General features: G+C 54.0%; 35 protein-coding genes. 13 read left to right on the top strand and 22 right to left on the bottom strand.

Annotation, left to right across the window (positions count from 1 at the left end):
- Positions 1-79: 79 nt before the first annotated feature.
- From JYE50_RS09985 to JYE50_RS09970, 4 genes are all read right to left on the bottom strand, one after another.
- A complete protein-coding gene (locus JYE50_RS09985) occupies positions 80-1,600 on the bottom strand; it encodes a leucine-rich repeat domain-containing protein (RefSeq protein WP_084095391.1) in 1,521 nt (506 codons plus the stop codon).
- Positions 1,601-1,682: 82 nt separating this feature from the next.
- On the bottom strand, positions 1,683-1,889 hold the full coding sequence (locus tag JYE50_RS09980) for a hypothetical protein (protein WP_084095390.1): 207 nt from the start codon (positions 1,887-1,889) through the stop codon (positions 1,683-1,685).
- A 167-nt stretch (positions 1,890-2,056) separates the two neighbouring features.
- A complete protein-coding gene (locus tag JYE50_RS09975; RefSeq protein WP_084095389.1) occupies positions 2,057-2,452 on the bottom strand; it encodes a hypothetical protein in 396 nt (131 codons plus the stop codon).
- A 189-nt stretch (positions 2,453-2,641) separates the two neighbouring features.
- Positions 2,642-4,258: a putative polysaccharide biosynthesis protein gene (locus JYE50_RS09970; protein WP_084095388.1), complete on the bottom strand. Its 1,617-nt coding sequence runs from the start codon at positions 4,256-4,258 to the stop codon at positions 2,642-2,644.
- A gap of 126 nt (positions 4,259-4,384) precedes the next feature.
- Between JYE50_RS09970 and JYE50_RS09965 the strand changes: the two genes are divergently transcribed.
- From JYE50_RS09965 to JYE50_RS09945, 5 genes are all read left to right on the top strand, one after another.
- Positions 4,385-5,686 carry a DUF2213 domain-containing protein gene (locus JYE50_RS09965; RefSeq protein ID WP_084095387.1) on the top strand — a complete coding sequence of 434 codons (1,302 nt, stop codon included), beginning with the start codon at positions 4,385-4,387 and terminating at the stop codon, positions 5,684-5,686.
- On the top strand, positions 5,679-6,179 hold the full coding sequence (locus JYE50_RS09960; RefSeq protein WP_084095386.1) for a structural cement protein Gp24: 501 nt from the start codon (positions 5,679-5,681) through the stop codon (positions 6,177-6,179). The genes JYE50_RS09965 and JYE50_RS09960 overlap by 8 nt, the downstream gene beginning before the upstream one ends.
- 40 nt (positions 6,180-6,219) lie before the next feature.
- Positions 6,220-7,191 carry a DUF2184 domain-containing protein gene (locus tag JYE50_RS09955; RefSeq protein ID WP_084095385.1) on the top strand — a complete coding sequence of 324 codons (972 nt, stop codon included), beginning with the start codon at positions 6,220-6,222 and terminating at the stop codon, positions 7,189-7,191.
- Between the two features lie 261 nt (positions 7,192-7,452).
- Positions 7,453-7,797 carry a hypothetical protein gene (locus JYE50_RS09950; RefSeq protein ID WP_084095384.1) on the top strand — a complete coding sequence of 115 codons (345 nt, stop codon included), beginning with the start codon at positions 7,453-7,455 and terminating at the stop codon, positions 7,795-7,797.
- A gap of 15 nt (positions 7,798-7,812) precedes the next feature.
- Positions 7,813-8,220 (top strand): DUF4054 domain-containing protein, encoded by a 408-nt coding sequence (locus tag JYE50_RS09945; RefSeq protein ID WP_179138279.1) that lies wholly within the window; start codon positions 7,813-7,815, stop codon positions 8,218-8,220.
- A gap of 12 nt (positions 8,221-8,232) precedes the next feature.
- On the opposite strand, the gene JYE50_RS09940 is transcribed toward JYE50_RS09945, so the two are convergent.
- The 10 genes from JYE50_RS09940 to JYE50_RS09895 all read right to left on the bottom strand — a co-directional run bounded on the left by JYE50_RS09940 (position 8,233) and on the right by JYE50_RS09895 (position 14,751).
- On the bottom strand, positions 8,233-8,790 hold the full coding sequence (locus JYE50_RS09940) for a hypothetical protein (RefSeq protein ID WP_084095382.1): 558 nt from the start codon (positions 8,788-8,790) through the stop codon (positions 8,233-8,235).
- 76 nt (positions 8,791-8,866) lie between these two features.
- Positions 8,867-9,694, bottom strand: coding sequence for a CPBP family intramembrane glutamic endopeptidase (locus tag JYE50_RS09935; protein WP_084095381.1), 828 nt, complete (start codon positions 9,692-9,694; stop codon positions 8,867-8,869).
- Between the two features lie 109 nt (positions 9,695-9,803).
- Entirely contained in the window at positions 9,804-10,973 is a 1,170-nt protein-coding gene (locus JYE50_RS09930; RefSeq protein ID WP_084095380.1) for a S41 family peptidase, read from the bottom strand.
- 22 nt (positions 10,974-10,995) lie between these two features.
- Positions 10,996-11,463, bottom strand: a complete 468-nt coding sequence (locus JYE50_RS09925) for a GNAT family N-acetyltransferase (RefSeq protein WP_084095379.1) — start codon at positions 11,461-11,463, stop codon at positions 10,996-10,998.
- 10 nt (positions 11,464-11,473) lie between these two features.
- Complete coding sequence (locus tag JYE50_RS09920) at positions 11,474-11,914, bottom strand: GNAT family N-acetyltransferase (RefSeq protein ID WP_084095378.1); 441 nt, start codon at positions 11,912-11,914, stop codon at positions 11,474-11,476.
- Positions 11,915-11,936: 22 nt separating this feature from the next.
- Positions 11,937-12,356 (bottom strand): pyridoxamine 5'-phosphate oxidase family protein, encoded by a 420-nt coding sequence (locus JYE50_RS09915; protein ID WP_143763584.1) that lies wholly within the window; start codon positions 12,354-12,356, stop codon positions 11,937-11,939.
- A gap of 50 nt (positions 12,357-12,406) precedes the next feature.
- Positions 12,407-13,030: a trimeric intracellular cation channel family protein gene (locus JYE50_RS09910; RefSeq protein WP_084095376.1), complete on the bottom strand. Its 624-nt coding sequence runs from the start codon at positions 13,028-13,030 to the stop codon at positions 12,407-12,409.
- Between the two features lie 28 nt (positions 13,031-13,058).
- Positions 13,059-13,574, bottom strand: coding sequence for a YgjV family protein (locus tag JYE50_RS09905; RefSeq protein WP_084095375.1), 516 nt, complete (start codon positions 13,572-13,574; stop codon positions 13,059-13,061).
- A 76-nt stretch (positions 13,575-13,650) separates the two neighbouring features.
- Entirely contained in the window at positions 13,651-14,403 is a 753-nt protein-coding gene (locus JYE50_RS09900; RefSeq protein WP_084095374.1) for a GNAT family N-acetyltransferase, read from the bottom strand.
- 132 nt (positions 14,404-14,535) lie between these two features.
- Complete coding sequence (locus JYE50_RS09895; RefSeq protein WP_084095373.1) at positions 14,536-14,751, bottom strand: hypothetical protein; 216 nt, start codon at positions 14,749-14,751, stop codon at positions 14,536-14,538.
- A gap of 117 nt (positions 14,752-14,868) precedes the next feature.
- Here JYE50_RS09895 and JYE50_RS09890 point away from each other — a divergent pair, with 117 nt between their 5' ends.
- On the top strand, positions 14,869-15,375 hold the full coding sequence (locus tag JYE50_RS09890) for a hypothetical protein (RefSeq protein WP_084095372.1): 507 nt from the start codon (positions 14,869-14,871) through the stop codon (positions 15,373-15,375).
- Positions 15,376-15,382: 7 nt separating this feature from the next.
- On the opposite strand, the gene JYE50_RS09885 is transcribed toward JYE50_RS09890, so the two are convergent.
- The 4 genes from JYE50_RS09885 to JYE50_RS09870 all read right to left on the bottom strand — a co-directional run bounded on the left by JYE50_RS09885 (position 15,383) and on the right by JYE50_RS09870 (position 17,709).
- On the bottom strand, positions 15,383-16,003 hold the full coding sequence (locus JYE50_RS09885) for an RpiB/LacA/LacB family sugar-phosphate isomerase (protein ID WP_084095371.1): 621 nt from the start codon (positions 16,001-16,003) through the stop codon (positions 15,383-15,385).
- Positions 16,004-16,137: 134 nt separating this feature from the next.
- On the bottom strand, positions 16,138-16,530 hold the full coding sequence (locus tag JYE50_RS09880) for a hypothetical protein (protein WP_084095370.1): 393 nt from the start codon (positions 16,528-16,530) through the stop codon (positions 16,138-16,140).
- A gap of 4 nt (positions 16,531-16,534) precedes the next feature.
- A complete protein-coding gene (locus JYE50_RS09875; RefSeq protein WP_084095369.1) occupies positions 16,535-17,170 on the bottom strand; it encodes a helix-turn-helix domain-containing protein in 636 nt (211 codons plus the stop codon).
- A gap of 167 nt (positions 17,171-17,337) precedes the next feature.
- Entirely contained in the window at positions 17,338-17,709 is a 372-nt protein-coding gene (locus tag JYE50_RS09870) for a hypothetical protein (RefSeq protein WP_084095368.1), read from the bottom strand.
- Positions 17,710-17,775: 66 nt separating this feature from the next.
- On the opposite strand from JYE50_RS09870, the gene JYE50_RS09865 reads away from it, so the two are divergent.
- Entirely contained in the window at positions 17,776-18,153 is a 378-nt protein-coding gene (locus JYE50_RS09865; RefSeq protein ID WP_084095367.1) for a hypothetical protein, read from the top strand.
- Positions 18,154-18,186: 33 nt separating this feature from the next.
- On the opposite strand, the gene JYE50_RS09860 is transcribed toward JYE50_RS09865, so the two are convergent.
- Positions 18,187-18,471, bottom strand: a complete 285-nt coding sequence (locus JYE50_RS09860; RefSeq protein WP_084095366.1) for an HU family DNA-binding protein — start codon at positions 18,469-18,471, stop codon at positions 18,187-18,189.
- A 90-nt stretch (positions 18,472-18,561) separates the two neighbouring features.
- Between JYE50_RS09860 and JYE50_RS09855 the strand changes: the two genes are divergently transcribed.
- The 3 genes from JYE50_RS09855 to JYE50_RS09845 all read left to right on the top strand — a co-directional run bounded on the left by JYE50_RS09855 (position 18,562) and on the right by JYE50_RS09845 (position 20,982).
- Positions 18,562-19,143, top strand: coding sequence for a phage neck terminator protein (locus tag JYE50_RS09855; RefSeq protein ID WP_084095365.1), 582 nt, complete (start codon positions 18,562-18,564; stop codon positions 19,141-19,143).
- A 63-nt stretch (positions 19,144-19,206) separates the two neighbouring features.
- Entirely contained in the window at positions 19,207-19,749 is a 543-nt protein-coding gene (locus JYE50_RS09850; protein WP_084095364.1) for a 5' nucleotidase, NT5C type, read from the top strand.
- Between the two features lie 126 nt (positions 19,750-19,875).
- Positions 19,876-20,982, top strand: coding sequence for a DUF3383 family protein (locus JYE50_RS09845; RefSeq protein ID WP_179138278.1), 1,107 nt, complete (start codon positions 19,876-19,878; stop codon positions 20,980-20,982).
- A gap of 127 nt (positions 20,983-21,109) precedes the next feature.
- On the opposite strand, the gene JYE50_RS09840 is transcribed toward JYE50_RS09845, so the two are convergent.
- Together JYE50_RS09840 and JYE50_RS09835 are read right to left on the bottom strand one after the other, a co-directional pair.
- Positions 21,110-21,637 (bottom strand): hypothetical protein, encoded by a 528-nt coding sequence (locus tag JYE50_RS09840; protein ID WP_084095362.1) that lies wholly within the window; start codon positions 21,635-21,637, stop codon positions 21,110-21,112.
- A gap of 86 nt (positions 21,638-21,723) precedes the next feature.
- The gene (locus JYE50_RS09835; protein WP_084095361.1) at positions 21,724-22,002 is read right to left on the bottom strand and encodes a hypothetical protein; all 279 of its coding nucleotides are present in this window, start codon (positions 22,000-22,002) and stop codon (positions 21,724-21,726) included.
- 101 nt (positions 22,003-22,103) lie between these two features.
- Here JYE50_RS09835 and JYE50_RS09830 point away from each other — a divergent pair, with 101 nt between their 5' ends.
- The 3 genes from JYE50_RS09830 (at position 22,104) to JYE50_RS09820 (ending at position 23,253) form a co-directional block, all read left to right on the top strand.
- Entirely contained in the window at positions 22,104-22,538 is a 435-nt protein-coding gene (locus JYE50_RS09830) for a tail tube family protein (RefSeq protein ID WP_084095360.1), read from the top strand.
- A gap of 146 nt (positions 22,539-22,684) precedes the next feature.
- Entirely contained in the window at positions 22,685-23,083 is a 399-nt protein-coding gene (locus tag JYE50_RS09825; protein ID WP_084095359.1) for a hypothetical protein, read from the top strand.
- 47 nt (positions 23,084-23,130) lie between these two features.
- The gene (locus JYE50_RS09820; RefSeq protein WP_283399176.1) at positions 23,131-23,253 is read left to right on the top strand and encodes a DUF6889 family protein; all 123 of its coding nucleotides are present in this window, start codon (positions 23,131-23,133) and stop codon (positions 23,251-23,253) included.
- Between the two features lie 53 nt (positions 23,254-23,306).
- Here JYE50_RS09820 and JYE50_RS09815 read toward each other — a convergent pair whose 3' ends face one another.
- Positions 23,307-23,504, bottom strand: a complete 198-nt coding sequence (locus tag JYE50_RS09815) for a hypothetical protein (protein WP_084095358.1) — start codon at positions 23,502-23,504, stop codon at positions 23,307-23,309.
- Between the last annotated feature and the right edge of the window lie 96 nt (positions 23,505-23,600).

Below are 23,600 nucleotides of genomic sequence, written 5' to 3'. Positions count from 1 at the left end.
GATTTAATTCAGCTTTCCTTGCACACTTTGTTTGTTCGGGATGACATGTTTATCAAACGGAGTGCACTCCGTTTGATAACTATTCTTCCGGAACAAAAGTCAGCTTATGGATCTCGGCGTACTTTTCGGCTGCGGAACCGGCAGCACCGCAGATGGTCTGCAGGCTGTTGCCAAGGGAAACGTACGCACCGGTCTGAAGCTCGGGATTATCCTCCATAGAAACGTTATCCATGATGCCGATGGCGGTGACACTGGCCGGAACATGCAACTCTTTGATGCCGGTCCTGCCGAAGGCGTTGTAGCCGATGTATTCCAGGCCGTCGGGCAGGGTGATGCCGGTCAGGGGCGCCCGGTTGAAGGAGTTGGCATAGATCATCTTTACACCGTCCGGAACCTGGTATTCCTTTGCTTCATTCATGAAGGAATAGAAGATCAGTTTTGTGCCGTCGGCGGACATGAGGATGGTGTTATCCTCATTGCTCCGGAAATGGGTGTTTTCTTCAGGGGCGTTGATGTAAGCCAGGTAGTCGCACATTACAAAGGCGTTATCATCGATCTGCTCCAGGGATTTGGGCAGCTGCAGCGCGTTCAGGTAATAGTTGCCCCAGAACGCGGCATACTCTATTTTCTTCAGGCCTTCGTTCAGCCCCGGGTTTGCCAGCCGGAAACAGCTTTCAAAGGTTGCGGAGGGGAGCACTTCCAGGGAGTCCGGCATGCGGGCATAAATCAGGTGGGTGCAGCCGCCGAAGGTGCTGGAACCCATTTCACGGACCGTATCCGGCAGGGCAACATAACGGACACCGGTTTCATAAAAGACACAGCTGTTCATGGAAGTGACCGGTTTGCCTTCGATCTCGGCGGGTACAACAACGTAATCACTTTTCCCGACATAGGCAGTCAGGCATACTTCATCCTGCTCAATCTTATAGGCAAAATCGGAAGCGGGAGCAATATCCAGGCTCATGGGTCCGAAACTGAAAACGCCGCAGGTCGTGAAGGAATCAACCATTTCAGAAATGGTGTTTGTGTATTCCGCGTCATCCGGATCCGTGGTGTACATGAAGAACCAGAGATCGCCCATGACCTTGATTTCATCATCCAGGCTGATCCCGTCATAGGGGTCCATGATCCAGACCATTTCAAAACCCTGGCCGACCATTTCCACCCGGGTGGCAGGAAAGCCGTGAAGGTCAAACTGCTCGACGATTTTGCTTTCATTGGTGCTGATGCCCTGCGTGACGTACAGGCCCTCCCACAGGAAACTGTAGGTGGGATTGTTCTCATCCACCATGATGAGGGCCTGGTCGGACAGGCTTATTTCCACAGCCAGGATCAGATGATTCTGGTTTTCAGGATCCATGGCAATGACGGAAGGAAGGCCGTATACTTCGCTGTTTTCACCGCCGTCCCATTCAATGGGGCAGTCAATACAGAAATGCCCCGGATATTCTTCGTTGCTGTCCGCAGACAGCGGAAAACAGGTATAGCCCGGCAGGGAACGGAAGGATTCTTTCGTTTCTTCCTCCGTGTTTTCCGCCAGGGCAGGGACACAGAAACATAGGGCAGCAATCAGCAGCAGGGAAAGGATTCGCTTAAACATCGGAAACCTCCATACGCGCGGTGTTGTATTTTGCTGTTCAGTAGTCTGTTGTGTTGTTGGGTGCCTGTTTTATGGAACGATCTTATTTTTTGCTTTCACGGACATAGACGTATACGCCGATCACCAGCGCGACAGCGGCGATGATCACGTGGGATAAGGGTTTGCTCATATCAATGCGCAGGATACCGCCCTGGGGATCAATCAGCGTGACAACAAAAGACAGTGCTTCAAGCGCAAGCAGGGCAATAACCGCGACTAAACCCGCGGTTTTCAGCGCGTTCTTGTTCATTTTGTTTATCTCCTAATATACAGGTCGGTCAGAAGTGTTCTCATGTAATAATTTATGCCTGATACAGCATATCAGATGTAATTTATACCGACAACTCCGAAAACAGGAAGAATACAAAAAAACGGAACAGAAAACCTGTTCCGTAATGCGTGATACGGGGAAACGTATTATTCCCCGGCGGGGACGCGGGTGAAGGAAACGCTTCCTTTTGCCTGATGTCCGGTCACGGAGATATGGTATGTGCCGGCTTCAGAAATCGGGAGACTGAATTCGCCGTTCTTCTGGTCAGTTCCCCTGTAGAGCGGTTCTTTTCCTTCCTGTCCGACACTTGCGTCTATACTGCCGGCAGAATGGGCAAAGCGGATTTCGAGCTGATCGCCTTCTTCAAGATACAGATCGGCTGATTCTTCACGGTTCAGAACAGCATAGTCCATCTGGAAACCGCCTTCATTGGCAGACCTTGAACCGTCAAAAACGCTGGTGGAACCGCATCCGGAAAGCATTACGGAAAGGGAAACCAGCAGGCTGAGGATTGCGAATCTTTTCAGAAAAGTCATTTTCATGGGGAATCCTCCTGTATGAATGATGATGCGATTGTGCACCTGTTCCGGTGCGTTTCATCGTGATGAAAGAGTAACACGGGAACAACAGGGAATAAAGGATAAGGCAGGAAAAATACGGAGCCGTATTTCCCGCCGATGAATACAATAGAAAAATACAGGCAGCGGAGGCGGCCTGTATTTGAACAGTGGTCAGCTCTTTTTCTTCCTGCGGAAGCGGGCGGGCAGGTCATTGGGATCAATGGCTTTCAGCAGGAACGCGGCGGCAATATAGACAATGACGCCGACTGCAATGCAGACCGCAACCAACAGCAGGCGCTTTGTGAAACCGGCGGACAGGCATTGTTCACCGCCGAACATGAACTGGTAGATAAACCAGACGACACCGCCCATCACTGCGGCAGCACCCAGCGGACGGAGAATCACATTGGGGATAGAGAACCTGCAGCCGGTATATTTACAGGAATAATACAGGTTTGGAATCATGGATACGGTGTAGCAGACCAGAGACGCGACAGGCGCCCCGTGAATGCTGATGTTCCGGTTGCTGACCAGGATTATGTTCAGAACGATCTTACAGACAACGCCCGCAAGCAGGGTCAGCATCGGGATTTTCTGCTTTCCGGCTCCCTGCAGGATACCGGAGGTTGCCTGTACCATGGTAAACAGGATAATGGTCATGGCGGAGAACTCCAGCAGATTACCGGCCAGCATCAGTTCTTCCGCTGAGAACCTGGGATTGCTGCCATAGAGGAGAAAGACGATGGGCTTAGCCAGCAGGCTCATGCCGATGGAGCAGGGAAAACCGACAACCGAGGCGACCCGAAGGCCGATACCGGCTTCCCGGGCGACATATTTCATATCCTTCCGGGCCAGGCCGGAGGCAACAGCAGGCACCAGATTGGTGGACATGGCCATAGCGATGGCCGTAGGAACATTGATCATTGTGATGACAATACCGCTGTAAACGCCGTAACGGGAAAGAGAGATTGCGTCGGAGAGACCGGAATCCATCATCAAACCTTTGAGCATTCCGGAGTCAATGACAGAAGACAGCGGGACGATGCAGGCACCTAAAGAGATCGGGATGGCAATACGGACGATGCGCTTTGCCAGATCCCTGCCGGAAACGGTTTTTTCATCCGGCTTTGCAGGCGGATTCTTAAACAGCCGCCCCTGAATGAGCATGTACAGCATGGCAGCGCATTCTGCCAGAGAGGTACCCAACAGGGCGCCGGCGCTGCCCAGAATCCAGCCTGTTTCCTCTCCGCCCCGGGCGAAGCCGATGGAAGCCAGGGGCAGGGCAACAGCCACCTTACCGACCTGTTCAATCAGCTGGCTTATGGCGGTGGGCATCATGCGGCGCATTCCCTGCATGTAGCCCCGGTAGGCGCTCATGACGCAGACGAAGAACAGGGACGGGGCGATACACATATAGCTGAGGTAGCCTTCAGGGGTCTTGACCAGTGTTGCGATTAAACGGGAACAGAGCAGCAGGATGATGGTGGAAACGATGCCCAGTACTGTGAGCAGCTTGAAAGCCGTCTTGAATACCTTGCGGGCATTGCCCGGCTCCCCGATGGTGACATAGTGGGAAACCATGCGGGAAATGGCGACGGGAATACCTGCGGAAGTGATTGCCAGGAGAAGATTATAGGAGGGCATGACCTGCTGGAACAGACCGAGGCCTTTTGTGCCGATGATATGGGACAGCGGGATCCGGAACAGTACGCCGACGACCTTACAGATGATGCCGGCTATGCCGAGTACGGAGATGCCGCCGATGAGGCTGCGTTGTCTTTCTGTCATAAGGTTTCCTTTCTGACCGAAAAAAATAACAACACATTATAGCACAGAACAAACAGAATTGAAAATTCGGGACGCGTTCCTTCCGGCGGGAGAGGGACGCGTCCTGCTTTGGGGAGGAGTGGAAATATGCACTATTACGGGACGCGGTTGTCTGAAAACATATCCAAAAGGGAACCCGAGGGTTATCTTCTGTGCCTGAATGTGCCGGTGGCCCGGACAGGTACGCAGGAATACCTTCCGGAGGAGCTGGGGATCACCAATGAACAATTAACAATGAACAATGAACAATTTCATGCTGAAGCAGGGGGCGGCCCGATCAGGGTGTTTCGACCAGAAGAAGAGGTGTTTTCTCCGGAAACCATTGCTTCCTTTGAGGGAATGCCGGTTACCAACGATCATCCGCCGGAAGGGGTGGATATCGGGAATATCCGGGCCCTGCAGAAAGGGCATGTTCACAATGTCCGCCGGGGAAGCGGAGAAGAATCGGACCTGCTCCTGGCGGACCTGATCATTACCGATCCCAAACTGATCCACCTGATCCTGGAGGAAGGCAAACGGGAAATCTCCTGCGGCTATACCTATGAGCTGTGTGAGGAGAACGGACGGTACCTCCAGCGAAAAATCCGCGGGAACCACGTGGCGGTTGTCGACGCCGGACGCGCCGGTCCCCGCGTTTCTATAAAAGACTACAACAAACCAGCGATCGAAAGGAGAAACAAGATCATGAAGAAGTCCCTGTCCAAAGTTCTGGCCCGTATGGCCAAAGACGGCGACGTGGAAACCGTCGCGGAGATCATTGAGGAAATGCTGGATCCCGCTGAAAACGCGGAAGCTGAAACGGCTCCTGAACCGGAGATCGTGGAAGAGGAGCAGACGGAAACCGAAGAAACGAAGAACATCATTATTGATGAAAACAGTTTCGCGGGCATCCTGGAACGCCTGGACCGCATCCTTGCCCTGCTGGAGCCGGCCGCGGCGGATGAAGCGGTTCCGGAGGAAGCATCAGAAGTGATTGGTGAAGCACTGGAGAATGCCGCGGAAGAAGCGCTGGATCCGATGACAAGCGAGATCTCCGAGGTGATGGAGGAGATCCTGGATCCGGTGGCTTCCGCCATTATTGAGGCGGAAAACCAGGAGGAAGCCGGGCTTCCGGAGACACTGCAGACCGGAGACGCGCTGCGCGCTGCCCTGAAAGCCGTGCGGCCTCTGCTTGTCCGGATGCCTAAGGGAACGCAGCGTAAGATCGCCGGTGATATCGCCGCAAACCTGCGCCGCGCCGGGGGCAGAAAGACGGCTGATTCTGACATCTACGGGGTTCTGTCTTCCGCCTGCCAGCGGACAGCGCCTGTTTCCGCCGACCTGGGAAGGCGCATTATGGAAAAACGCAACGCAGCCATGAGGGGAAAGGAAGCGAATCATCGTGGGTAAGGTACAGAAAGGTTTCAGAAGCGGCAGTCCCGGAGCGGTTTCCCGCTCCGTGGATGACATTGTGATCTCTGTCAAAAATGCCGGGAATACGGATATTCCCTTCGGCGCTCCTGTATTTATGGGCTCCGGCGGAGCTGTGCCCTTCAACACTGCCAATCCGCAGGAATTCACGGATTTCCTGGGATTTGCGGTCCGGGTGGCGGACAAGACGCCGGAAACTTATCCCCGGGATCAGTCCGGCGAGCCCCAGGCAGGCGTGTGGAAGGCCGGGGATGTGATGGAGGTGCTGGTCCGCGGAGGGATTGCTGTATCGCTGAGTAATTCGGGCAATAACGGCGGGGCAGTGTATATCCGCAAGAGTGACGGCGGCCTGACCGGAGCGGCCGGAACAGCAGGTTCAACGATGATGCTGGAAAATGTCCGGATCCGGAATAAGCAGGGCAGCGGAGAAACTGTATCGGAAGTCACCGTAAACGCGCGCAATAATATCTGATCCATATGATGAACAAAATATAATTGAAAGGAGTTTTGTCATGAATCATGCTTTCAGGATCGATCCCCGCCGCCTGGCGGTGAACGATTCCTATACCTTCCTCATGAAAGAACTGGAGAAGGTGGATAATGAAATCCTGGAGCCGCTTTCCGGTACGGACTGGCCGAGGGATATGCCGGTCATTACCGGCGGCGGACTGCTGGAATCCATCGCTTCCGTGGATGTATCCTACGCTTCCACCGGCGGGGATGACGACAACCTCTTCTTTGAGGCGGCCAATGATATTCCGGTCATCCAGGCGGATATGTCCAAACAGGTGGCCCGCACCTTCAATTTCGCGGAATATATGTCCTTCTCCACCATGGAAAAGGAGAAGATGATCCAGGTGGGCCGGGATCCGGAAACCTTCCTGAACAAAGGAATCCGGCTGCACTGCGACAAGCTGATCGACCGGAATGTTTACACCGGTTTTGTGAAGGTATCCTCCACAGGCCTGTGCAACAATCCGGCGGTGACCCGGGCTTCCGCGGCTGCCCATACCCCGGGCGGAACGGACACCTCCTGGGCGACAAAGACCGCGGATGAGATCCTGGCGGATATCAACCGGACTATTTCCGCTCTCTGGCGGGACAATGACTGTTCCAGCGATGCCCTGCCGAACCATATCCTGATCCCTGTGGAGCAGTTCGGCCAGCTGGTAACCCGCAAGGTTTCGGACGACTCCGAACGGTCCATCCTCACCTATGTACTGGAGAACAACCTGACAGTTCAGCAGGGCGGGGAACTGACAATCGCCCCATGCAAATGGTGCTCCGGTATCGGCAGTGACGGCAGCGACCGGATGGTGGTCTATATGAACCGGGTGGACCGGATCTGTTTCAACCTGACCCAGCCCCTGCGCCGTATGGATACGGAATATGCCGAGATGCGCATTAAGATTCCGTATATCGCCCAGTTCTCCGAGGTCCGGTTTCTGTACCCCAGTACGGTTCGGTATCTGGACGGAATATAATCCGTCCGGATACCGAACCTTCAATGCAGAATTCAGAATGCAGAATGCAGAATGATATATACTTTACAATCCTGCAAGATGCTTTAGCTGTTCGATGCTGCAGGCTGATGAATTGCGGGGTGAAGATGCTTCTGAAATTATCTGCAGCCTTGTTTGAAATGATACTGTCAATGTTACTGGTAGTTCCAAATGTCTGTTAATGTTGAAAACAATTGTGAATTATGAATTATGAATTGTTTTCGACTGAAAGGAGAAAAGCCTATGCTTATATTGTCACGGGTATGTGCCGAGTTTCGGGACCGGTCCGGTACAGTGATATACCGGGTTACGCCGGAAACCCGCCTGACCTTCCGGGAAGCGCCGGAAGCCATCCGGCAGGATCCCCTTTTTGAACTGCTGATCCGGGAAGGTTCCCTGGAAGCATCCATGACACCCGTACAGCAGAAACAGCTGGAAAATTCACCGCTTGAGGGGGTGGACGCGGCAGGCAGGAAGCCTGCAGCGTCTTCTTCCCGGGCCTCCGGCCGGAAGTCCAGAGCGAAGGATGAACCCGCAGCTGAGATAAAACCTGACGAAGAAAAAACGGAACAGGAACCGGAATCCTGACAGGAGGTGAAGCCGGTGACCGCTGAAGAGTTTACCGATTTCTATCCACAGTTTACCGGCTTCTCGCCTGTTGTTGTGCTGACGGAATACATCCGCCGGGCCAACGGGCAGTTTTCCTCCTTTACTCCGGAGGACGCGGAGGAAGCCCGACGGCTTTATACGGCGCATCAGCTGACCCTGTATGCCCGTTCCGCGCCTCCGGAAGGTATACCGCCCATCAGGGCGGTACTGGCTTCCGCCGGGCAGGCCCCGCAGCGGATTACGGGTAAAAAAGTCGGGGAGGTGTCGGTTACTTACGCAACCGCCGCCTCCCCGGCATCCGGTTCCGGCCTGGCTGAACCGGCGGATTTACGGGAAACCGCGTTCGGGCTTCAGCTGCTGGCCATTCTGCGGCGGTACAGGAGAAGCCTGTATGTACCCTGAAAGGGATGAAGATCAGGCATGAAAGGTTTTGTTGGCCTGGGGTGTGTAATCATCATCGGTATCTGAGGAGAACACAAAGGAAGGGCAGGGCATAATCAGCTTTTCCTCTTCAGGCTCTTCCTCTTCTTCCCCTTCGTATACGTCTTCCTGCTCCTCTTCGGCCCGGGCCTGTTTCCGGCTGAGCCGGCGACGGTACAGGATAAAACCGATGATCGTGCCTACGACGAGGCCGCCGATGGCTGATTCAGAGGCGGACAGGGAACCGAAACCAGAGAGCAGTGCGTGGATGATGGACCGGAAAGCGGAAAGAATGCCGGACAGACCGGAAGAAAGCCCGCGGACTAAAGCGCGGCCTCCGGCGGCTGCCGTGTGCAGGATCTGATAACGGAAGATGAGGAAAAACAGGAGAGGTACCAGCCACCGGTGCTTCCGGGAAGAACGGCGGTTATGGTTTCGGGTATTCCGGTTGTTGTTCCGGTTTTTGTCTCCGTTCCAGTTCCAGTTCCAATTCCAATTCCAGTTCCAGTTCCAGCCCTGGTTCTGATCCTTGTTCTGCTGGTCTTTATCCATAAGACAGGTCCCTTCTTTCTGCGAAATAATGAAAAGTGATGTTTCAGAGGAGTGTTTCCCCGAATACAGGGGATGGTTATTCTTTGCGGGACAGCCTGACCGGACGGATCAGCATCACCAGGGAAATGAAAATCATCAGGAGGACCATGATGGTCAGGCATGTATCAGAGGTGATAAAGAGTGTTCCATCCGCAGGCACGTAGTTTTGAAGATGAATGAAAACATCGAGGATAAAATGCAGGAACATGGGGATCACGATGTTGCGTGTGTTGAGATAGATGACGGCAAAGGCAAAACCGACAGCGCCTGTATAAAGGAACGTGGCGAAACTGAGACTGGTGCAGAGATGAAGCGCACCGAAAATGCCAAAGCTGATAAGCGCGTAAAGGAGTTTCCGGCGGAGAGTCCGCGGACCGTGGAAATATCCTTCACAAACGAGAAGACGATAGCACAGTTCCTCATAGAACCCGGTGGTGATCTGCAGCAGGAATAGATCGATAAAGATCAATTCGCTGGTCAAACCGGAAAAGGAAGCTCCGGGAGCCGAGAGAAGCGCGAAAACACAGAACAGATGATACAAAGTATACAAAACCGCACCGGCGCCTGTAATCAACGCGGGACCGTTTTCGCGTGAACTGAGTATTTCCGGGACCAGCCTGCCGTAAAGCTTCCGGGCAATCCGCAGGACGGCGAGACCAAAGATGATCCGCAAGGTGCAGTTGTACAGGAACGCGTTGAGGACTGTCTGCCGGGGACCGTAAAATACGAGGAAAAAAAACAGCACTGAGAGACCGAGCGCGATCAGGATACCAACCCACTGCCTGCTGCGCTTTTCAGGCGCCGCATCGTTATCATCATCGGAAAACCCGCAAGAGTCCTGATATCGGCTGCTATTGATATTCAAAGCGGAATCCTTCTTTCGTTCTGATCGGGAGACAACTCCTTCATGAAGGGAAGTGTATCATTGACCGGACGGGAAAAACAGGATAAAGCAGGCGGAATAACGATGGGTATTATTCCATGTCGATATACCGGAGCACGGCGTCACAGGGAGATTCAGAGGGCTTGCACGGAAGATCCGGTTTTGTGCCGTAGAGGGAGTTCAGCAAACCTTCCGCGTTGGCGGTGGCCACTGCTGAAAACTTCATCAGCAGGCCGGTCCGGGTAAGACGGGTGAAACATGAACTTACCATGCCGCCGTCTCCCATAGTGGTCCGGCCGACAAGGGTGGCCCAGTGTGTCTGCCTGCAGAATCCGGCGAATCCGTCCGCCGCGGAAAAGACAATCTGATCGATCAGGACCCAGCGCTTCGCGTCGCAGTGGATGATCCTGCCTTCTTCAGCAGGTTCAGCAAGAAAGGTCCCTGATGAAGTGTACGTCAGGTCCAGTTCCCTCACAAAGGGAGGCAGTTCGTCGGCGGGCAGGGAGGATACCGGCACAGCGTTTTCCATTATGCCGTAATCCCTGGTTATGGGGGTATCACGGAAGTAAAGCCGCTCGGTGATAGGAATACGCTCTCCGAAAGGTGCCACCAGCAGTTCATACCAGTATAAGTCTGACCCGCCGTGGTTACCGCAGATGTCGAAGACGATATGCTTCACGTCCGGATGCTCCCGGACAGCATCCACGAGAATATTCCGGTCACGTTCCATAAGGGTAGAATTGAAGGAGGGCAGGCGGAGGTAAAGGAGAGACCTGCCGGGATCATAGGAAACGGATGAAAGATATATGGCGGAGCTGAATGAAAATTTGGATGGTAAAGACTGGTTCCGGTCCATGGAAGCATAGACGGCACGGGTCTGTTCGTCATTGAGCAGACGGATCTCAGGAGAGTCGGCATCATACCAGTTTGCGGCGTTATCGGTATAATACCGATAAGTGTCCGAATCCAGTATGGCCAGATGAGCAGGACTCCCTATCCTGTTAAACAGATTAGCCAGGATGTGCATCAGGTCCCCGGCGGAATCACAGCTGTTGAGAACCGTTTCACGTCCCTCACGGCACATATCATCATAATTCGGGTATTGCTGCCGGATGTAAGGCAGGCAGGGAAAGCATTCCTCCAGGATGCTGAGCGCTTCATCATAATCCGCGAGGAAATCTTCCTTTGTAAACTCCTCGGATGCCGCGGCAGTGCCGCAGAGCAGGCAGAACACCAGGAGAAACGACAGGACCTTTTTCATCGGCAATACCTTGCTTCCGCTGTTATAAAACCTTTTTTACCATCACGACTTCGTCATTCTGCCAGTCGATCTCAAAGCCGTTTTTCAGGAACAGTTTCCAGGAGGGATTGTCCGCGGCAATATCGTCATACAGGACAGCGACGCCGTTTTCCTTTGCTGCCTGGCAGAGCAGGTTTATACCGGCGGAACCGTATCCCCGGCCCCGGTATTTGGCCAGGACGATCACGTCACAGATGTGGATGTTCCTGTCCTCATCATAGTGATAGGCGATCTCGCCGACAAAGCAGCCGACCGCATCGTCATACAGGTAACGGTAATACATTTCAGATTCCGGAGCGTCCATCCAGTACTCATACCAGTCTTGCCAGTCTTCCTTCGGAAAGGGAATGGTGCCGCCCCAGGCGTCATTGTAGGACATGGTCTCGGGATCGGCCATCAGGCTCTCCCGGAAAGACAGTTCATCCAGCGCGGGTTTATATGCTTTGATCATTTTTGCCTCTTCACAGTTTCAGTTCGTATTCTTCCTCGCCGGTTTGGGTAAAGCCCAACGCAAGGAACATTCTTTTACTTTGCTCGTTGAAGGAATAGATATTGGCCCAGACGCGGTCCATGCCTTTTTCCCGGGCCAGCTCCAGCATGCCCGTAACGCATCTCCGGCCGATGTGCCGGTTCTGGTATTCCTTACAGATCACGATGGCCAGCTCCTTGCTGTCCCGGAGGGAAACGTCGCCCACCAGGACACCCTGATACTCAATGTAATAGCAGTCCCCGTGGGAGGACAGATAGTCGTACATCCGGTGCAGGGTTTCCAGGTCATAGACATGGTCGATATTATCCACCTGCTTGCAGACATCCGGATCCTGGTACCAGGGGAAGGAAGCCTCATCGTTGCGGTAGTAGGGAATGAGCTTTATATCATTGTCAATGGTTCGAATTGTCATGGCGGTTCCTCGTGTTGTTTATTCAGTCAATCTCAGAATTTTCCGTTTTCAGGTCGCGGTAATGCCTTCCGCTTTCCGCGGTAAACTTCAGGACGCAGTAGTCCGGATCAGTCACACCGTTTTTGTAGAACATGGTGTCGCCTTTTCTCCAGATCATATCCTTTGAGGCCTGGTCTGTCAAAACAGCCATAGTACCCTTCAGCATAACGCCTTCATAATGGATCAGCCCCTTGTGATAAAAGTAGACGCTTGCTTTGGGGTTTTCGAGGTACTGGCGGATCCTCATGGAAGAAGTGTTGGTGGAGAACCAGAACTCCTTCACTCCGACCCGCTTCCGCGGCTTCAGCATAGCTTTGACGTTCGGGCAGCCTTCATCGTCCACAGAACAGACAAAACTGACACTCTGCCTGCTGATAAAACGCTCCACAGCTTTCAGATCCATTGTTTCATTCTCCATTTGCTGAGATTTGTAAACAGGTTTATCCAATCTGATTATCTGGCTTTCGGCAGGCTCCACCGGAAACGGGCAGCCAGCAGCCGCAGGACCACGGTAATGGCAGCGCCGGCGATCATGGCGGTTACGGCACCGGTGTGGGGCCAGAGCAGAGCACAGGTCCATGCCCCGATGATGGAGGCACAGGCATAGAAGTGCTTGATAAAGATATAGGGCGTGTTTCCGGCAAAGATATCCCGCAGGATGCCGCCGCCGACCCCGGTGAGCACACCGACGAAGGTGATCAGGAACAGGTTCCGCTCCGGCATGGCGGCAGTGGCCACCTGGACGCCGACCACGGTGAAAAGGCCCAGGCCGACAGAATCCATGAGCAGGATCAGGACTTCATAAATCTTCTTTCCATGCTCAAAGACATTCCGGACCGCCGGGATGAAGATCAGGATGCTGACAAGGATGGCGGTGGCCGCGAAAACAGGGTTCTGGAAGGCCGCGGGCGGGGTGATGTTCAGGATCAGGTCCCGCAGGATTCCGCCCCCGACAGCTGCCGTGAGGCCCAGGATACTGACGCCAAAGATATCCATCTTTTTCTGTATGCCGACAACCGCGCCGGAAACAGCGAAAGCGATGGTACCGATGATTTCAAGGATAAACAGGATCTGCATGACTTCTTCTTCCTTTTCCCAACGGGGATCAGACGTTTTGAGCCGGTTTGTTCCGGAGGAGGGAAACCGCGGTGATGACGATAACCGATAAGCTGCCGATGGCACCGACATAGTTCATGATGGAAAGATTGAAGACCGCGAACATTACGGCGTTGATCAGGAAGGCGAGCTTCAGGCCTCTTTCGCTGTCTTTCAGCCGGAAAACGGCAACGGAGTATTCCAGGTTCGCGATAACGGGAAGCCAGCCGATGAGCCCGCGGTTGTTGAACGCCGCGCCCAGCACGACACCCAGCAGGATGAGGTCCCATTCGACGGCTTTGCTTTTGACATTTTTCATTGCCGCCAGGTTACGGAGAACGGACACAACGTTCTGGGCCGTGCTGCTGTAGCCTTTCAGGACGAAGGATCCGGCGCCGTAAAAGAACTGGCTGATCAACTGCGCACCGAGGATGTGCCGGGGATTTTTCCGGGTTCCGCTGATGCCGTCCGTGATCATCGCTCCGAGGCTGCAGATGTTTCCGATAAGAATTTCGCTGGTTTCCACGCGTTTCTGTCTCCTTTGATGCCGCGGGTTTTTCCAGCGGTGAACGCATTATATCACAAGGAACGGCAAAGGGGAATTAACCGGCGGTTGAAAGACTTATGGAGTATGAGTCACCCAGACGGACAAATCCGACGGACTCGGCCAGCCTGAGGGACGCGGTGTTTTCCGCTTCAGCGGACCAGATCGGGCATTTGCCCCGGGACAGGACTTCATGGATGCACTGAAGGCAGGCGGCCTTTGCGCAGCCCCGGCCCCGGTACGCCGCCAGCGTATTGATCCCGATTTCCCGGATGGATTCCTGCATATAGGGCATTATCGGCATATCGGTGCAGCTGACGAGCAGGCCGTCCATGAAAACCCCGCAGCAGAGATGCTCCGCGGCCATCTCGTCGAAGTATTCCCGCAGCCAGGATACGTCTTCCAGATCCGGATACTGCGAGCGGAAGAATTGCTCAAAGGCGGGATAGTCGGAGGGTTCCAGGACGCGGGCGTCCGGGCTTTCCCTGTCATCGCCGGCGTAGAACCAGCGGATACTGTGTTCGGGCCTGACCCCGTAAACCTGCTGAAGTGCCTGACCCAGCGGCGTGCCGCCGCGCAGGAACTCTTCCAGCCGGGGGATACTGTCCCGCACCGCGTCTCCAAAGGAAACGAAGGTTCCGGAAGCTGTTTCCAGGGCCCAGACGTCAAAACGCTCGCCATAGCCGGCCTGGACAGTGTTCCGTTCCGGGGTGAAGAGAAAAACAGGGGCATTCTGCGTTCCTGCCAGCAGATTGCCGTCGGAACCCAGCCAACGGGAAAAGTATTGCTGGGTCATTTCCTTACAGTTCATAACAGACTCCTGTGGATCAGACAGATTATTCTTCCGGATTATATCACAGAGAGATACCGGAACAAAAGAAAACGCCGGTAAAGAACCGGCGCAGGAAGGAAAACAAAGGAACCTGGAGGAGTATGCGGGGGATTACTTTTCCGTTTCATTCTTTTTCCGGAAATAGGTGGATATACCGACACCCAGGGAGATAACGATGATGACGGACTGGTACGCCATGTTCTTGAAATCAACATACGTGCTGGCACTGTCCTTGTTGATCAGCAGCCCAAGGAAGCCAATCGCCTCGAAAATGACCAGCGTAACAATGGTAACAAGAACCGCGCTTTTGAATGCCTTCTTATTCATTTTGCTTCTCTCCCTTAACCGGACCGGGCCGGATCATTATGCTTTTTTTGCTTTGTCCCTTTACCTGAATTATAACACAAAAAAGAATGAAGAATGAACAATGAAAAATGAAAAATTATGATTACTTTGACTATCCATGAAGATTCAGAGCATCAGGAAAAACGAAGGGAATGCCTGGAGTGGCTGGGAAAGCACCGGGTGGACGTGGGACTGACATCTAAAGCCTCCGGCCGGTCCCGGTTCCTGCTGGGAATCCATACCCGCGGGTCACCGGTTATGCGGATCCCGCCGCGGCCGGTGGTGCAGCCGGCGCTGGCACAGGAAGACCTGCGGGAGGAAATGGCAGGCTGCCTGGCGGAAGCCTGCGGCGCTGCTTTTGCCGGAGACTTTCCGGGCACGCGGGAGGGACTGGAGAAAGCCGGTCAGCGCGGGGTGGACGGCATCCGGGAATATATTGACGCGGGAATTGACCCGCCGAACGCACCGGTGACGCTTTCCGGCGGATGGATCTATAACCGGGTCGCGAAAAAAGGCGTGCCGGTAAAAGGAAAATCCGGTACGACCCCGCTGGTCGATACCGGACAGCTGTATGACGATTTTGATTATGAGATCACGGAGAAATAACCCTGCTTTACCGGGCCTGAAGCCAGTCCACGATACCGCCATGGCCATGTTCCAGGATATAGCCGATGACATTCTGTTTGCGAAGGATGGACCGTACGAAGTCCCCGTCCAGGGATTCCAGGAGGTCAACGGCGGCGCGTTGTGAACTGCGGCGTATCTGTTTGAGCAGTTCGGTATCCCTGAGCTTCCGGGCGGCTTCTCCTTTGGGGTAACCCTGGCCGAAGGGCTCCGAAAACAGTTTCGCGACAGTGGCATCAAAATTTTCATATCCGGCCCAGGTGTATTCCTCGCCAAGCGGCAGGGAAACCGCGTTTCCGTTATTGATCTGGGCGAAAAGATAAGCGTCCATGGGGGTCGGCGCGTATCCGCACAGAACGCCCGGGAAGCTGTTGCAGGCAAGCATCATCCCCTGGCCGGAAGAACATCCGGTAACGATGAAGTCCACGGCACCGGAGGAAAGGAGCATTCCGGCCAGTACGGAGATCTCTATATAGCTGTAACGGTCCGGTTCATCTTCCGTACATCCGAAATTGATGATCTCCGAACCGGCGGCGTATTTCTTCACCGTGTCGAAGATGAGCTTGTTTTTTCCGACCTGCGAGCTGGCCTGGATGATTCCGATATTCATGAAAATCCCTCTTCCGGTCTGGTCTGTTCCAACCCCTGACAAATAATATTATAACGGAGCAGATATGAAAACAAGGGGAAAAGGAAAACGCGCCGGCAATGAAAACCGGCGCGACGCGGATTCCTGTGATGAGACTATTCCATATCAAAACGGAATTCTCCGTCCTGGCACTTTTCACTGGTTTCCACGATGATGTAAACCGTCTCATTCGCAAAGGGCCCAAATACAGAATCAAGTTCTTCACCGGCGCCCAGGGAGAACAGCTCTTTCTTTTCACCGTCATCATAATACACGACGGCGCTGCCCGTTCCCAGTTTCGCGGATGCTTTCAGCTGTCCGCTGCTTTTCAGGGTAAAGGCCATCCGGCCTTCAAAAATGGCAAAGTTCAGAAAGGCGGAGCGGGTTGTGTTTGAATGAACACATCCCACAGCGTTGTAATGGGAGGAGTATTTACCGCTGCAGCCGGTCAGGCACAGCAGGCAGACGATCAGCACCGCGGCCAGCAGCCATTTTGTTGTTTTCTTCATCAGTTCAGTCTCCTTCCTGTGCGTCGGGCTCTCTGGACATCACTTTTTTGCAGAATGATCTCTTTCCGCAGCGGGGGCATTTCAGGAGCCGTTTTGACACCACGTTCAGTCCGAAAGCGTGGGACCAGAACGTCGGGACGAAGGTTCCGGAACACCTGGCGCACTGATAATACCCGATCTTCCGCTGCCCTTCGATAACAGCCAGGAGGCCGACCGCAAAGATCAAAAAGGCGATCGCCAGGATGATAAACCTGAGGGTCAGGGAGATGGCGCCTGTGGGAAGGCAGGCCACAAACAAGAGGGTCAGGAAGGAAAGCAGCGATACACCGCCCAGGGCGGACAAAAGCATATAATGCCGCCGGTTTTCCTCCCGTTCTTTGATCATATCCACCATATTATTCTCCGCTTTCTCCTGATACGCTTCCCCGGGGACAAGCTCGGCCGACAGCAGGTCATTGACTGTGATTCCGAGTTCATCGCACAGAGGAAGCAGCAGGGATACTTCCGGGAATCCGTTTCCGCATTCCCATTTCGAAACCGTTTTGTCGCTGATGCCCAGTTTTTCAGCGAGCTGCTTTTGTGTAAGGCCTTTCTCTTTCCGCCGCGCGGCGATAAAGCGGCCTGTTCTGACCTGATCCATGCGCTCCTCCTTTCGGGGATGGATTATCCCGCAATCCTTCCTGAAATCACACCCACGGACCGTAGAATATGGCGGAAAAGCGGAGTCTGCGATCCGTAGAGTTGGCAGGAAGGTGCTGTTTTAAACGGATATCCGGATAAAAACGATGAGTTGATCACATCGGGGAATTATTGATACATATGACGGTTTGTGTCCGGGAAATCTTCCTCACTGACGGAAGAGGGAACCTCAGGCTCTTTTTCTTCTGTTTTTTCCGTTTCTGTGTTTTTCCATCTGCGGTAAAAGAACCAGGCCAGGCCGATGAACACCCCGAGCAGGACACTCCAGAAGGGAGATATGGAGCGGAAGACCAGCGGGGTACGGAGCACCACGCGAATCGCGTAGCGGAGCGTAAAACCGGCACGTATCAGGGCCTGAAGGAACAGGGCCATGTTGTAAAGATAGTAAACTACGAACAAACCGAGAAAGACCCAGCACGCGCGGCGGAAGCCCTTGTTTCCGAATAAACGGCGGAAGAAGCCGGAAATACGCTGAAACATATCGATTCTTTCTCCTTGCCTGAATAACTGGATACAACCCTTATAGTATACCATGACGGAGGTCTGATGGGTATTTCTTCTGTTCTCCATGATCCCGAACTGGGATCTGTTGCTTTTACCGTTGAGCGGATCACCTGCACCCGGAGCCGGGAGGGAACGGTTTCCTGCAGCGTGACCGGGCAGGCGGCGGGCTGCATTCATCCCGGAACAGCGGAAAGCCTGAAACTGCTGCCGGAAGAGGAAAAGAAGGAGTCCTGTATTGTGATCTATACCGACTATGCCCTGAGCACCGGAACACCGGCGGATGACAGCGGCTCCTTTACCGCGCCGGACAGGATCCGGTGGAACGGTCAGACCTGGCGGGTGGTGAGGGTACGGAACTGGCAGGGATTCGGGTTTGTTCAGGCCCTGGCGGTGCTGATTAACGAAGAAAACCGGGAGTGATGAACACTCCCGGCGCATATGGATTCGCCTTGCTTACTTCTTTTTCTTCGCGACGGCGTCCTTCATTCCCTTGCCGGGCTTGAAGGCGGGGGCCTTTGTCGCCTTGATCTTGATCACTTCGCCGGTGCGGGGGTTCCGGCCGTTACGGGCGGAACGCTGACGGGTTTCAAAGGTGCCGAAGCCGGGCAGGATAACTTTGCCATCGGCAACTACACCCTGGACGATAGCTTCCAGCGTGGCGGTAACAACTTTCTGAGCCTCGGTTTTGGTAACTCCAGCTTTAGAGGATACGACTTCAACGAGTTCTGTTTTGTTCATGTTTATTATCCTTTCCGGGCGTGTGCCCTGCTTTTGATGTGATTATATCACACTTGTGCGCGAAATACCATACAAATGGAGAAGAAAACGATGAATTTTCCTTCAAAACCGGTTCAAATTGCCCTTTTTGATGCTCTTTGTGCCTGCGCAGGGGTGAATAATCTGTCCCGTGAGGCCGCCGCGCTGATCCGTGAGGCTTATGCTGAACCGGAAAACGCCCCGCGGCCGCCGGTAAACCGGAATGTGATCTACTGGACACTGCTGCAGGATCCGGCTTCCGATCCGGTGTCCACCGCATATGTTCCCCAAGAGGCCGGAACAGGCAGAAACACAGCCCTGGTGTACACAACGCTGAAATACCGGCTGATCATTGTCTGTTACGGTCCGGCTTCAGAGGAGTACGCGCTCCGGATCCGGCACATGCTGTACCTGGACGGAAACGGGTTTCCCCGGCGGATTCTGCGGGACGCCGGAATCTTTCCCGTTCCGGATCCGCCGCAGCCGGCCCTGATGCATGAGGAGGAGGGCTCCCTCTGGCGGAAACGGGCGGACCTGTCGATCCCGCTGCGCATCCGGTATGAACAGCAGGCGGGGACGCGGCCTTCCATTGCTACAGCGCCTGTTGTGATCCTGAAACACCAGGGCGGCACCAGACATCAGGACGAATTATGAATTGTGATTTCTCAATGGCTATGCTATTATTTGCGCTGAATACAGCGCCGGAGGTGAGACGCGGTGACGATCCTTGTGGATATGGACGATACCATGGAGCAGCTGCTGGAAGCCCTGGTGAAACGGGCCAATGAGCGGTTTGACCGGAACGTGTCGGTGGATGACGTGACCGACTGGACCATCGTGTGTGCTTTCCCGGGCATTGAAAAACGGCAGATCCTCGACTTTATGCGCGAGGATGATTTCTGGGAGGACGTGAAGCCCGTGCCCGGCGCGGCGGAAGCGCTGAAGCATTTCATGGATGAAGGGCATAAAGTCTACGTCGTTACAGCCACAGAGTTTGAGCATGTGCACAGGAAAATGGAGGATGTGCTCTTCCGGTACTTTCCCTTCCTGTCCCCGCAGCAGGTCATTATTACCAGCCGGAAGCAGATGATCCGGGGAGACGTGCTGATCGATGACGGCATTCACAACCTGGAAGGCGGGGAATACAAAAAAATCCTCTTTACACGGCCCTACAACCGGGACTATGACGCGGAGGCCAACGGTATGATCCGGGTGCATAACTGGGATGAGATCGTTGAAGCCATAGACCGGATGGAATAAAAAAACGATTCTGAACGTCGCTGAAAAGCGGCGTTTTTTGCTGCCGTTTTTGACCCCACAATTCATTCTTAATTCTGCATTCTGAATTCTGAATTTAAAAACCGTAATGAAATGGAGGCTTTTTCTGTGCTGAGCATTAATCCTGTTGCCCGCGTGGCGGTCAGCACCGTCCGGGCATCCGCCGCTCCGTCCTCTTTTGATACAGGCCTGCTGCTGGTTCCGGACACCGGATATACGGAGGAGCGCCGGCTGCAGGTTTATACCTCCGGGGCGGAGGCCACTGCCGGACTGACTGCCCTGGGGTTTGAGGCGGACGGGGATGCCTGTGGGGCGGCGCTGAAGTATTTCGCGGCTTCTCCGGCACCAGGGCACCTGCTGGTTTCCTGTTATCCGGTTTCACAGACGGCGGAGGACGCTCTGGACGCGGTGCTGGAGCAGACGGCAGATTTTTACGGTGTAATGCCGGTATCGCCCCTGACAGATGAGGCGTTGACGAGACTGGCCCGGTACGTGGAAGCCCTGCCGGTTCCGGCGGTACTCTTTGCCCCGGTATTGTCTTTTTCCGCTGCCGCGGATGGACCGCTGGACCGGCTGTACCGGGAACGGCTGAAACGGACGCTGCCGTTCTGCTGCGCCGCGGTTCCTGACTGCGCGGCGGTGATGGGAACAGCCATGGGACTGGAACTGGCACATCAGAAAACCGCCTTTGCCCTGTGCTACAAGACCATCCAGGGAATACAGCCTTCCGCGCTGACACAGGGACAGGCGGACAGCATTAAGGCAAAGAATGGAAATGTGTACGTGGCGCGGGGCTATACCCACTTTCTGTTTGAGAACGGAACGATGGCTAACGGGCAGCGGTATGATGAAGTCCTCTATACGGATAAAATCGCGGAAGACCTGCAGAACGCCGCGGTGACGCTGCTGGCGGAAAATCCGGATAAGATGCCCCAGACGGATGATTCCACGGCTCAGTTTATCAACCGGTTTTCCTCCATTCTCATGGGCTATACCGACCGGGGTGTGCTGGCTTCCGCCGTGTGGCGCGGGACAGATGCGGGACCTGTCCGGAGCGGGGAGATCGTCGAGAACGGGTTTATGCTCTGGGCGGACAGCTATGATGACCAAAGCGAAGCTGACCGGGCGGCGCACAGGGCTGTACCGGTGCAGTGCGCGCTGTGCCTGGCGGGAAGCATTGAGTCTGTTGTGATTGAAATAAAAGTAGAGATATGACAGATATGAGGTAGGAGGTAGGAGGTAGGAAGTAGGAGGTTTTTTACTTAAAACTTAAAAATGGTGAAAAAAACAGCGCGGGATGCGCTGTTTTTCTGAAGGAATAGGGCACCAGATGCCGGTTGAATTACGACAGTTCGTCGATGAGGGTTTCGGCTTCTTCCCGCATATCAAGCAGCCTGTTTGTACGCTCTTTCCACAACTGCTCCAGAGCCTTGATCTCCTTCAGGGTTTTCGAGATCTTGTCCTTATAGGCTTTAAGCTCTTCCAGGTCCATACCGTCCAGAATGGAGCATTCCATCTGGTCGATCTCATCCGCCTGGAAGACATCGGATCCCAATTCTTCGTTCCAGGCATCGCCCGCAGGTTCTTCTTTCCAAAGCTTTGCCATTTCGCGCTGCGCTTCTTCCAGACAGCTGTAGGGAACATAGACATCACGGGTAACAGTATGTTTATCAATGCTGACGATGTTCATCCTGAACGGGATGCCTTTCTGGTTCAGGAGCTCTTTAAGAACCGCTGCCTCACTGGGTAGATTCAGGATGGTCAGATAACAGTGGTCATCATCGGCCGGTTCACGGGTTTCTGTGCTTCCGCAGAAGGGACACACATCTTCCATAATAATACGCCTGCATTTCTCACATATCAGCGCCATAAGGATATCCTCTCTTTCGTTTTTGTGAAGCTATACTGACTGAAAAAGCTAGGGATAAGGTCAAAACATGAAGGCAGACCGCGGTGTCACAGGTGGCAGAGGTCTTTTGCCCGGGCGTAATCCTTCCTGCTGACATAGACCATGTAAACATAACTGACCTGGTCAGAGTAAGAAGAGGATGGCATACCGGAACCATATGTACGGGCACCTATGCTGGTGTGGATGGCTTTTCCCAGCGCGGTGCTGTTCTGGACAGTTTTCATGAAATACTTAATACCGGCAGCTTTCAGCGCCTCCCGTACTTTTGCCGCTGTTTCGCTGGAAGAGTCAGCCAGAAGCCTTTTGCGGTTCAGAATGGTGACCATATATATGCTCCTTTCATTACCGGGATGTAACCTGTCTATATACAAACTATCACAGAAATGACCGCCTGGCAAGGCGGTCATCATAGCAGAAGGAGGCACGCATGGCTTATAACGTTTATTCCCTTCCGGATGTGAAGTCGGTTTTGTACCATCCGGATGTGGGGACGGCGAACCTGCATCTGTGCGGTATCGGGAAGATCACCGTGGCAGCGGCCGGGGACCTGAGCTCCCATACAGCTACCGCGGACGGATATGTGGTGGTGAACCGGCTGAAAACAACAAACGGCACCATCCAGATTGAGGTGCCGCAGAACAGTATCGGGGATGATTTCCTCAGGCGCTGGGCCAGGTGGGCAAAAAATACGGGCAATCCGAACCGGATTGCCCTGGGAACACTGACCATTACGGATACGGTGTCCGGGTTCAAAACCATCTGTACCGGGGTTTCCCTGCAGAAAGCGCCGGACCGGACTTATGACCGGATGGCAACGAACGTCAGTTATACCCTGCTGGCAACGACCATAACGGAACAGTAAGATTAATTCAGAATTCAGAATTCAGAATTCCATGATCGCCGTGACCAAAGTTCTGGAAGGAACTTTGACGGCTGTAATATGGCAACTGTTACACAAATCAAAGAATTGGACAGTTGCTCAACAATTCATAATTAGGAGTGTTTGCTATGCGCACAGTCACAAAGGATATCGAAATCAGGAAAGACGGGAACCTTCTCGGTTTTCGCCTTTTCAAACTTGATGCTTTTTCCGGGGTGGTACTGCTCCGGCTGCTGATGAGGCTGGAAGGGAAGATCGAACATCCTACGATGCTGGACCTGATCGCCTCCCTGTCGGAGGAGGAACTTCGGTCTGTGATGACGGCGGTGCTGAACCATGTTTCCGTGCTGCTGCCTGCCGGGCCCCAGCCGGTGATGACCGGCAGCGAATGGGGCTATCCGGAGCTGGAGCACGATACCCGTTCCTGCATGAGACTGCTGATGGAGGGCATCGCCTGGAGCCTGTCCGGTTTTTTCGGCGAAGGCGGGTCGGGGATGGAAACAGCCCCTGCGGATACATCCCCCTGACCTGCCCGAACATCGATGAGTTCCTCTTTCTGCCGGTAGCCGCCGGAATGTGGCGGCAGCATGAACTCTGGGACGGCACCTATACGCTGGACGACCTGCTGGACATTACGGAGCTGATCCGGGTGCGAAGGGAAAATGAAAAAAGGGCGGCCGAAGCCGCCCGGATATAATGAAAAGACACACAGCCTGCCGCTTTTGTCAGCCGCGGCGGCCGGGTCTTGTTTCAGACATGTTCCGTATCTCCCCAGACAAACAGGCCCAGTTCCGGGATGGGTTTCTCGAAACAGAAGGTCCAGGCTTTGCCGGGGAGGGTGAAAGAAATGGAAAGATCGCCCGTCACCGAGTCACGGTGCGTGCTGAGTGAGAAACGTGTATAGAGCTCCCCCTGGCGTCTGATCACGTAAACCTTCGTCTTTCTCATTTCTATCACCCTCCATAATATTAGACGACAGGAAGGGGCATTTTGTTTTCACTTTTTTGTAAAAAAATTGTAAAAATTGAAAATTTCTTTCAGGAG

The sequence above is a fragment of the Aristaeella lactis genome (assembly GCF_018118585.1).
GTDB lineage: Bacteria > Bacillota > Clostridia > Christensenellales > Aristaeellaceae > Aristaeella > Aristaeella lactis.
The sequence above is the reverse complement of the archived record's forward strand: the minus strand, read 5'-3'. Positions and strand labels throughout refer to the sequence as shown.

What these genes read in the sequence shown, in the direction of transcription:
- JYE50_RS09920 (WP_084095378.1), bottom strand. Translation starts at nt 11,914, where the DNA reads ATGACAATTCGAACCATTGACAATGATATAAAGCTCATTCCCTACTAC.
- JYE50_RS09870 (WP_084095368.1), bottom strand. Translation starts at nt 17,709, where the DNA reads ATGTTTCAGCGTATTTCCGGCTTCTTCCGCCGTTTATTCGGAAACAAG.
- JYE50_RS09985 (WP_084095391.1), bottom strand. Translation starts at nt 1,600, where the DNA reads ATGTTTAAGCGAATCCTTTCCCTGCTGCTGATTGCTGCCCTATGTTTC.
- JYE50_RS09900 (WP_084095374.1), bottom strand. Translation starts at nt 14,403, where the DNA reads ATGAACTGTAAGGAAATGACCCAGCAATACTTTTCCCGTTGGCTGGGT.
- JYE50_RS09950 (WP_084095384.1), top strand. Translation starts at nt 7,453, where the DNA reads ATGCTTATATTGTCACGGGTATGTGCCGAGTTTCGGGACCGGTCCGGT.
- JYE50_RS09890 (WP_084095372.1), top strand. Translation starts at nt 14,869, where the DNA reads ATGATTACTTTGACTATCCATGAAGATTCAGAGCATCAGGAAAAACGA.
- JYE50_RS09955 (WP_084095385.1), top strand. Translation starts at nt 6,220, where the DNA reads ATGAATCATGCTTTCAGGATCGATCCCCGCCGCCTGGCGGTGAACGAT.
- JYE50_RS09915 (WP_143763584.1), bottom strand. Translation starts at nt 12,356, where the DNA reads ATGGATCTGAAAGCTGTGGAGCGTTTTATCAGCAGGCAGAGTGTCAGT.
- JYE50_RS09885 (WP_084095371.1), bottom strand. Translation starts at nt 16,003, where the DNA reads ATGAATATCGGAATCATCCAGGCCAGCTCGCAGGTCGGAAAAAACAAG.
- JYE50_RS09840 (WP_084095362.1), bottom strand. Translation starts at nt 21,637, where the DNA reads ATGGCGCTGATATGTGAGAAATGCAGGCGTATTATTATGGAAGATGTG.
- JYE50_RS09825 (WP_084095359.1), top strand. Translation starts at nt 22,685, where the DNA reads ATGCGCACAGTCACAAAGGATATCGAAATCAGGAAAGACGGGAACCTT.
- JYE50_RS09875 (WP_084095369.1), bottom strand. Translation starts at nt 17,170, where the DNA reads ATGGATCAGGTCAGAACAGGCCGCTTTATCGCCGCGCGGCGGAAAGAG.
- JYE50_RS09820 (WP_283399176.1), top strand. Translation starts at nt 23,131, where the DNA reads ATGTGGCGGCAGCATGAACTCTGGGACGGCACCTATACGCTGGACGAC.
- JYE50_RS09865 (WP_084095367.1), top strand. Translation starts at nt 17,776, where the DNA reads ATGGGTATTTCTTCTGTTCTCCATGATCCCGAACTGGGATCTGTTGCT.
- JYE50_RS09980 (WP_084095390.1), bottom strand. Translation starts at nt 1,889, where the DNA reads ATGAACAAGAACGCGCTGAAAACCGCGGGTTTAGTCGCGGTTATTGCC.
- JYE50_RS09815 (WP_084095358.1), bottom strand. Translation starts at nt 23,504, where the DNA reads ATGAGAAAGACGAAGGTTTACGTGATCAGACGCCAGGGGGAGCTCTAT.
- JYE50_RS09830 (WP_084095360.1), top strand. Translation starts at nt 22,104, where the DNA reads ATGGCTTATAACGTTTATTCCCTTCCGGATGTGAAGTCGGTTTTGTAC.
- JYE50_RS09895 (WP_084095373.1), bottom strand. Translation starts at nt 14,751, where the DNA reads ATGAATAAGAAGGCATTCAAAAGCGCGGTTCTTGTTACCATTGTTACG.
- JYE50_RS09965 (WP_084095387.1), top strand. Translation starts at nt 4,385, where the DNA reads ATGCACTATTACGGGACGCGGTTGTCTGAAAACATATCCAAAAGGGAA.
- JYE50_RS09940 (WP_084095382.1), bottom strand. Translation starts at nt 8,790, where the DNA reads ATGGATAAAGACCAGCAGAACAAGGATCAGAACCAGGGCTGGAACTGG.
- JYE50_RS09860 (WP_084095366.1), bottom strand. Translation starts at nt 18,471, where the DNA reads ATGAACAAAACAGAACTCGTTGAAGTCGTATCCTCTAAAGCTGGAGTT.
- JYE50_RS09835 (WP_084095361.1), bottom strand. Translation starts at nt 22,002, where the DNA reads ATGGTCACCATTCTGAACCGCAAAAGGCTTCTGGCTGACTCTTCCAGC.
- JYE50_RS09970 (WP_084095388.1), bottom strand. Translation starts at nt 4,258, where the DNA reads ATGACAGAAAGACAACGCAGCCTCATCGGCGGCATCTCCGTACTCGGC.
- JYE50_RS09930 (WP_084095380.1), bottom strand. Translation starts at nt 10,973, where the DNA reads ATGAAAAAGGTCCTGTCGTTTCTCCTGGTGTTCTGCCTGCTCTGCGGC.
- JYE50_RS09880 (WP_084095370.1), bottom strand. Translation starts at nt 16,530, where the DNA reads ATGAAGAAAACAACAAAATGGCTGCTGGCCGCGGTGCTGATCGTCTGC.
- JYE50_RS09925 (WP_084095379.1), bottom strand. Translation starts at nt 11,463, where the DNA reads ATGATCAAAGCATATAAACCCGCGCTGGATGAACTGTCTTTCCGGGAG.
- JYE50_RS09855 (WP_084095365.1), top strand. Translation starts at nt 18,562, where the DNA reads ATGAATTTTCCTTCAAAACCGGTTCAAATTGCCCTTTTTGATGCTCTT.
- JYE50_RS09975 (WP_084095389.1), bottom strand. Translation starts at nt 2,452, where the DNA reads ATGAAAATGACTTTTCTGAAAAGATTCGCAATCCTCAGCCTGCTGGTT.
- JYE50_RS09910 (WP_084095376.1), bottom strand. Translation starts at nt 13,030, where the DNA reads ATGCAGATCCTGTTTATCCTTGAAATCATCGGTACCATCGCTTTCGCT.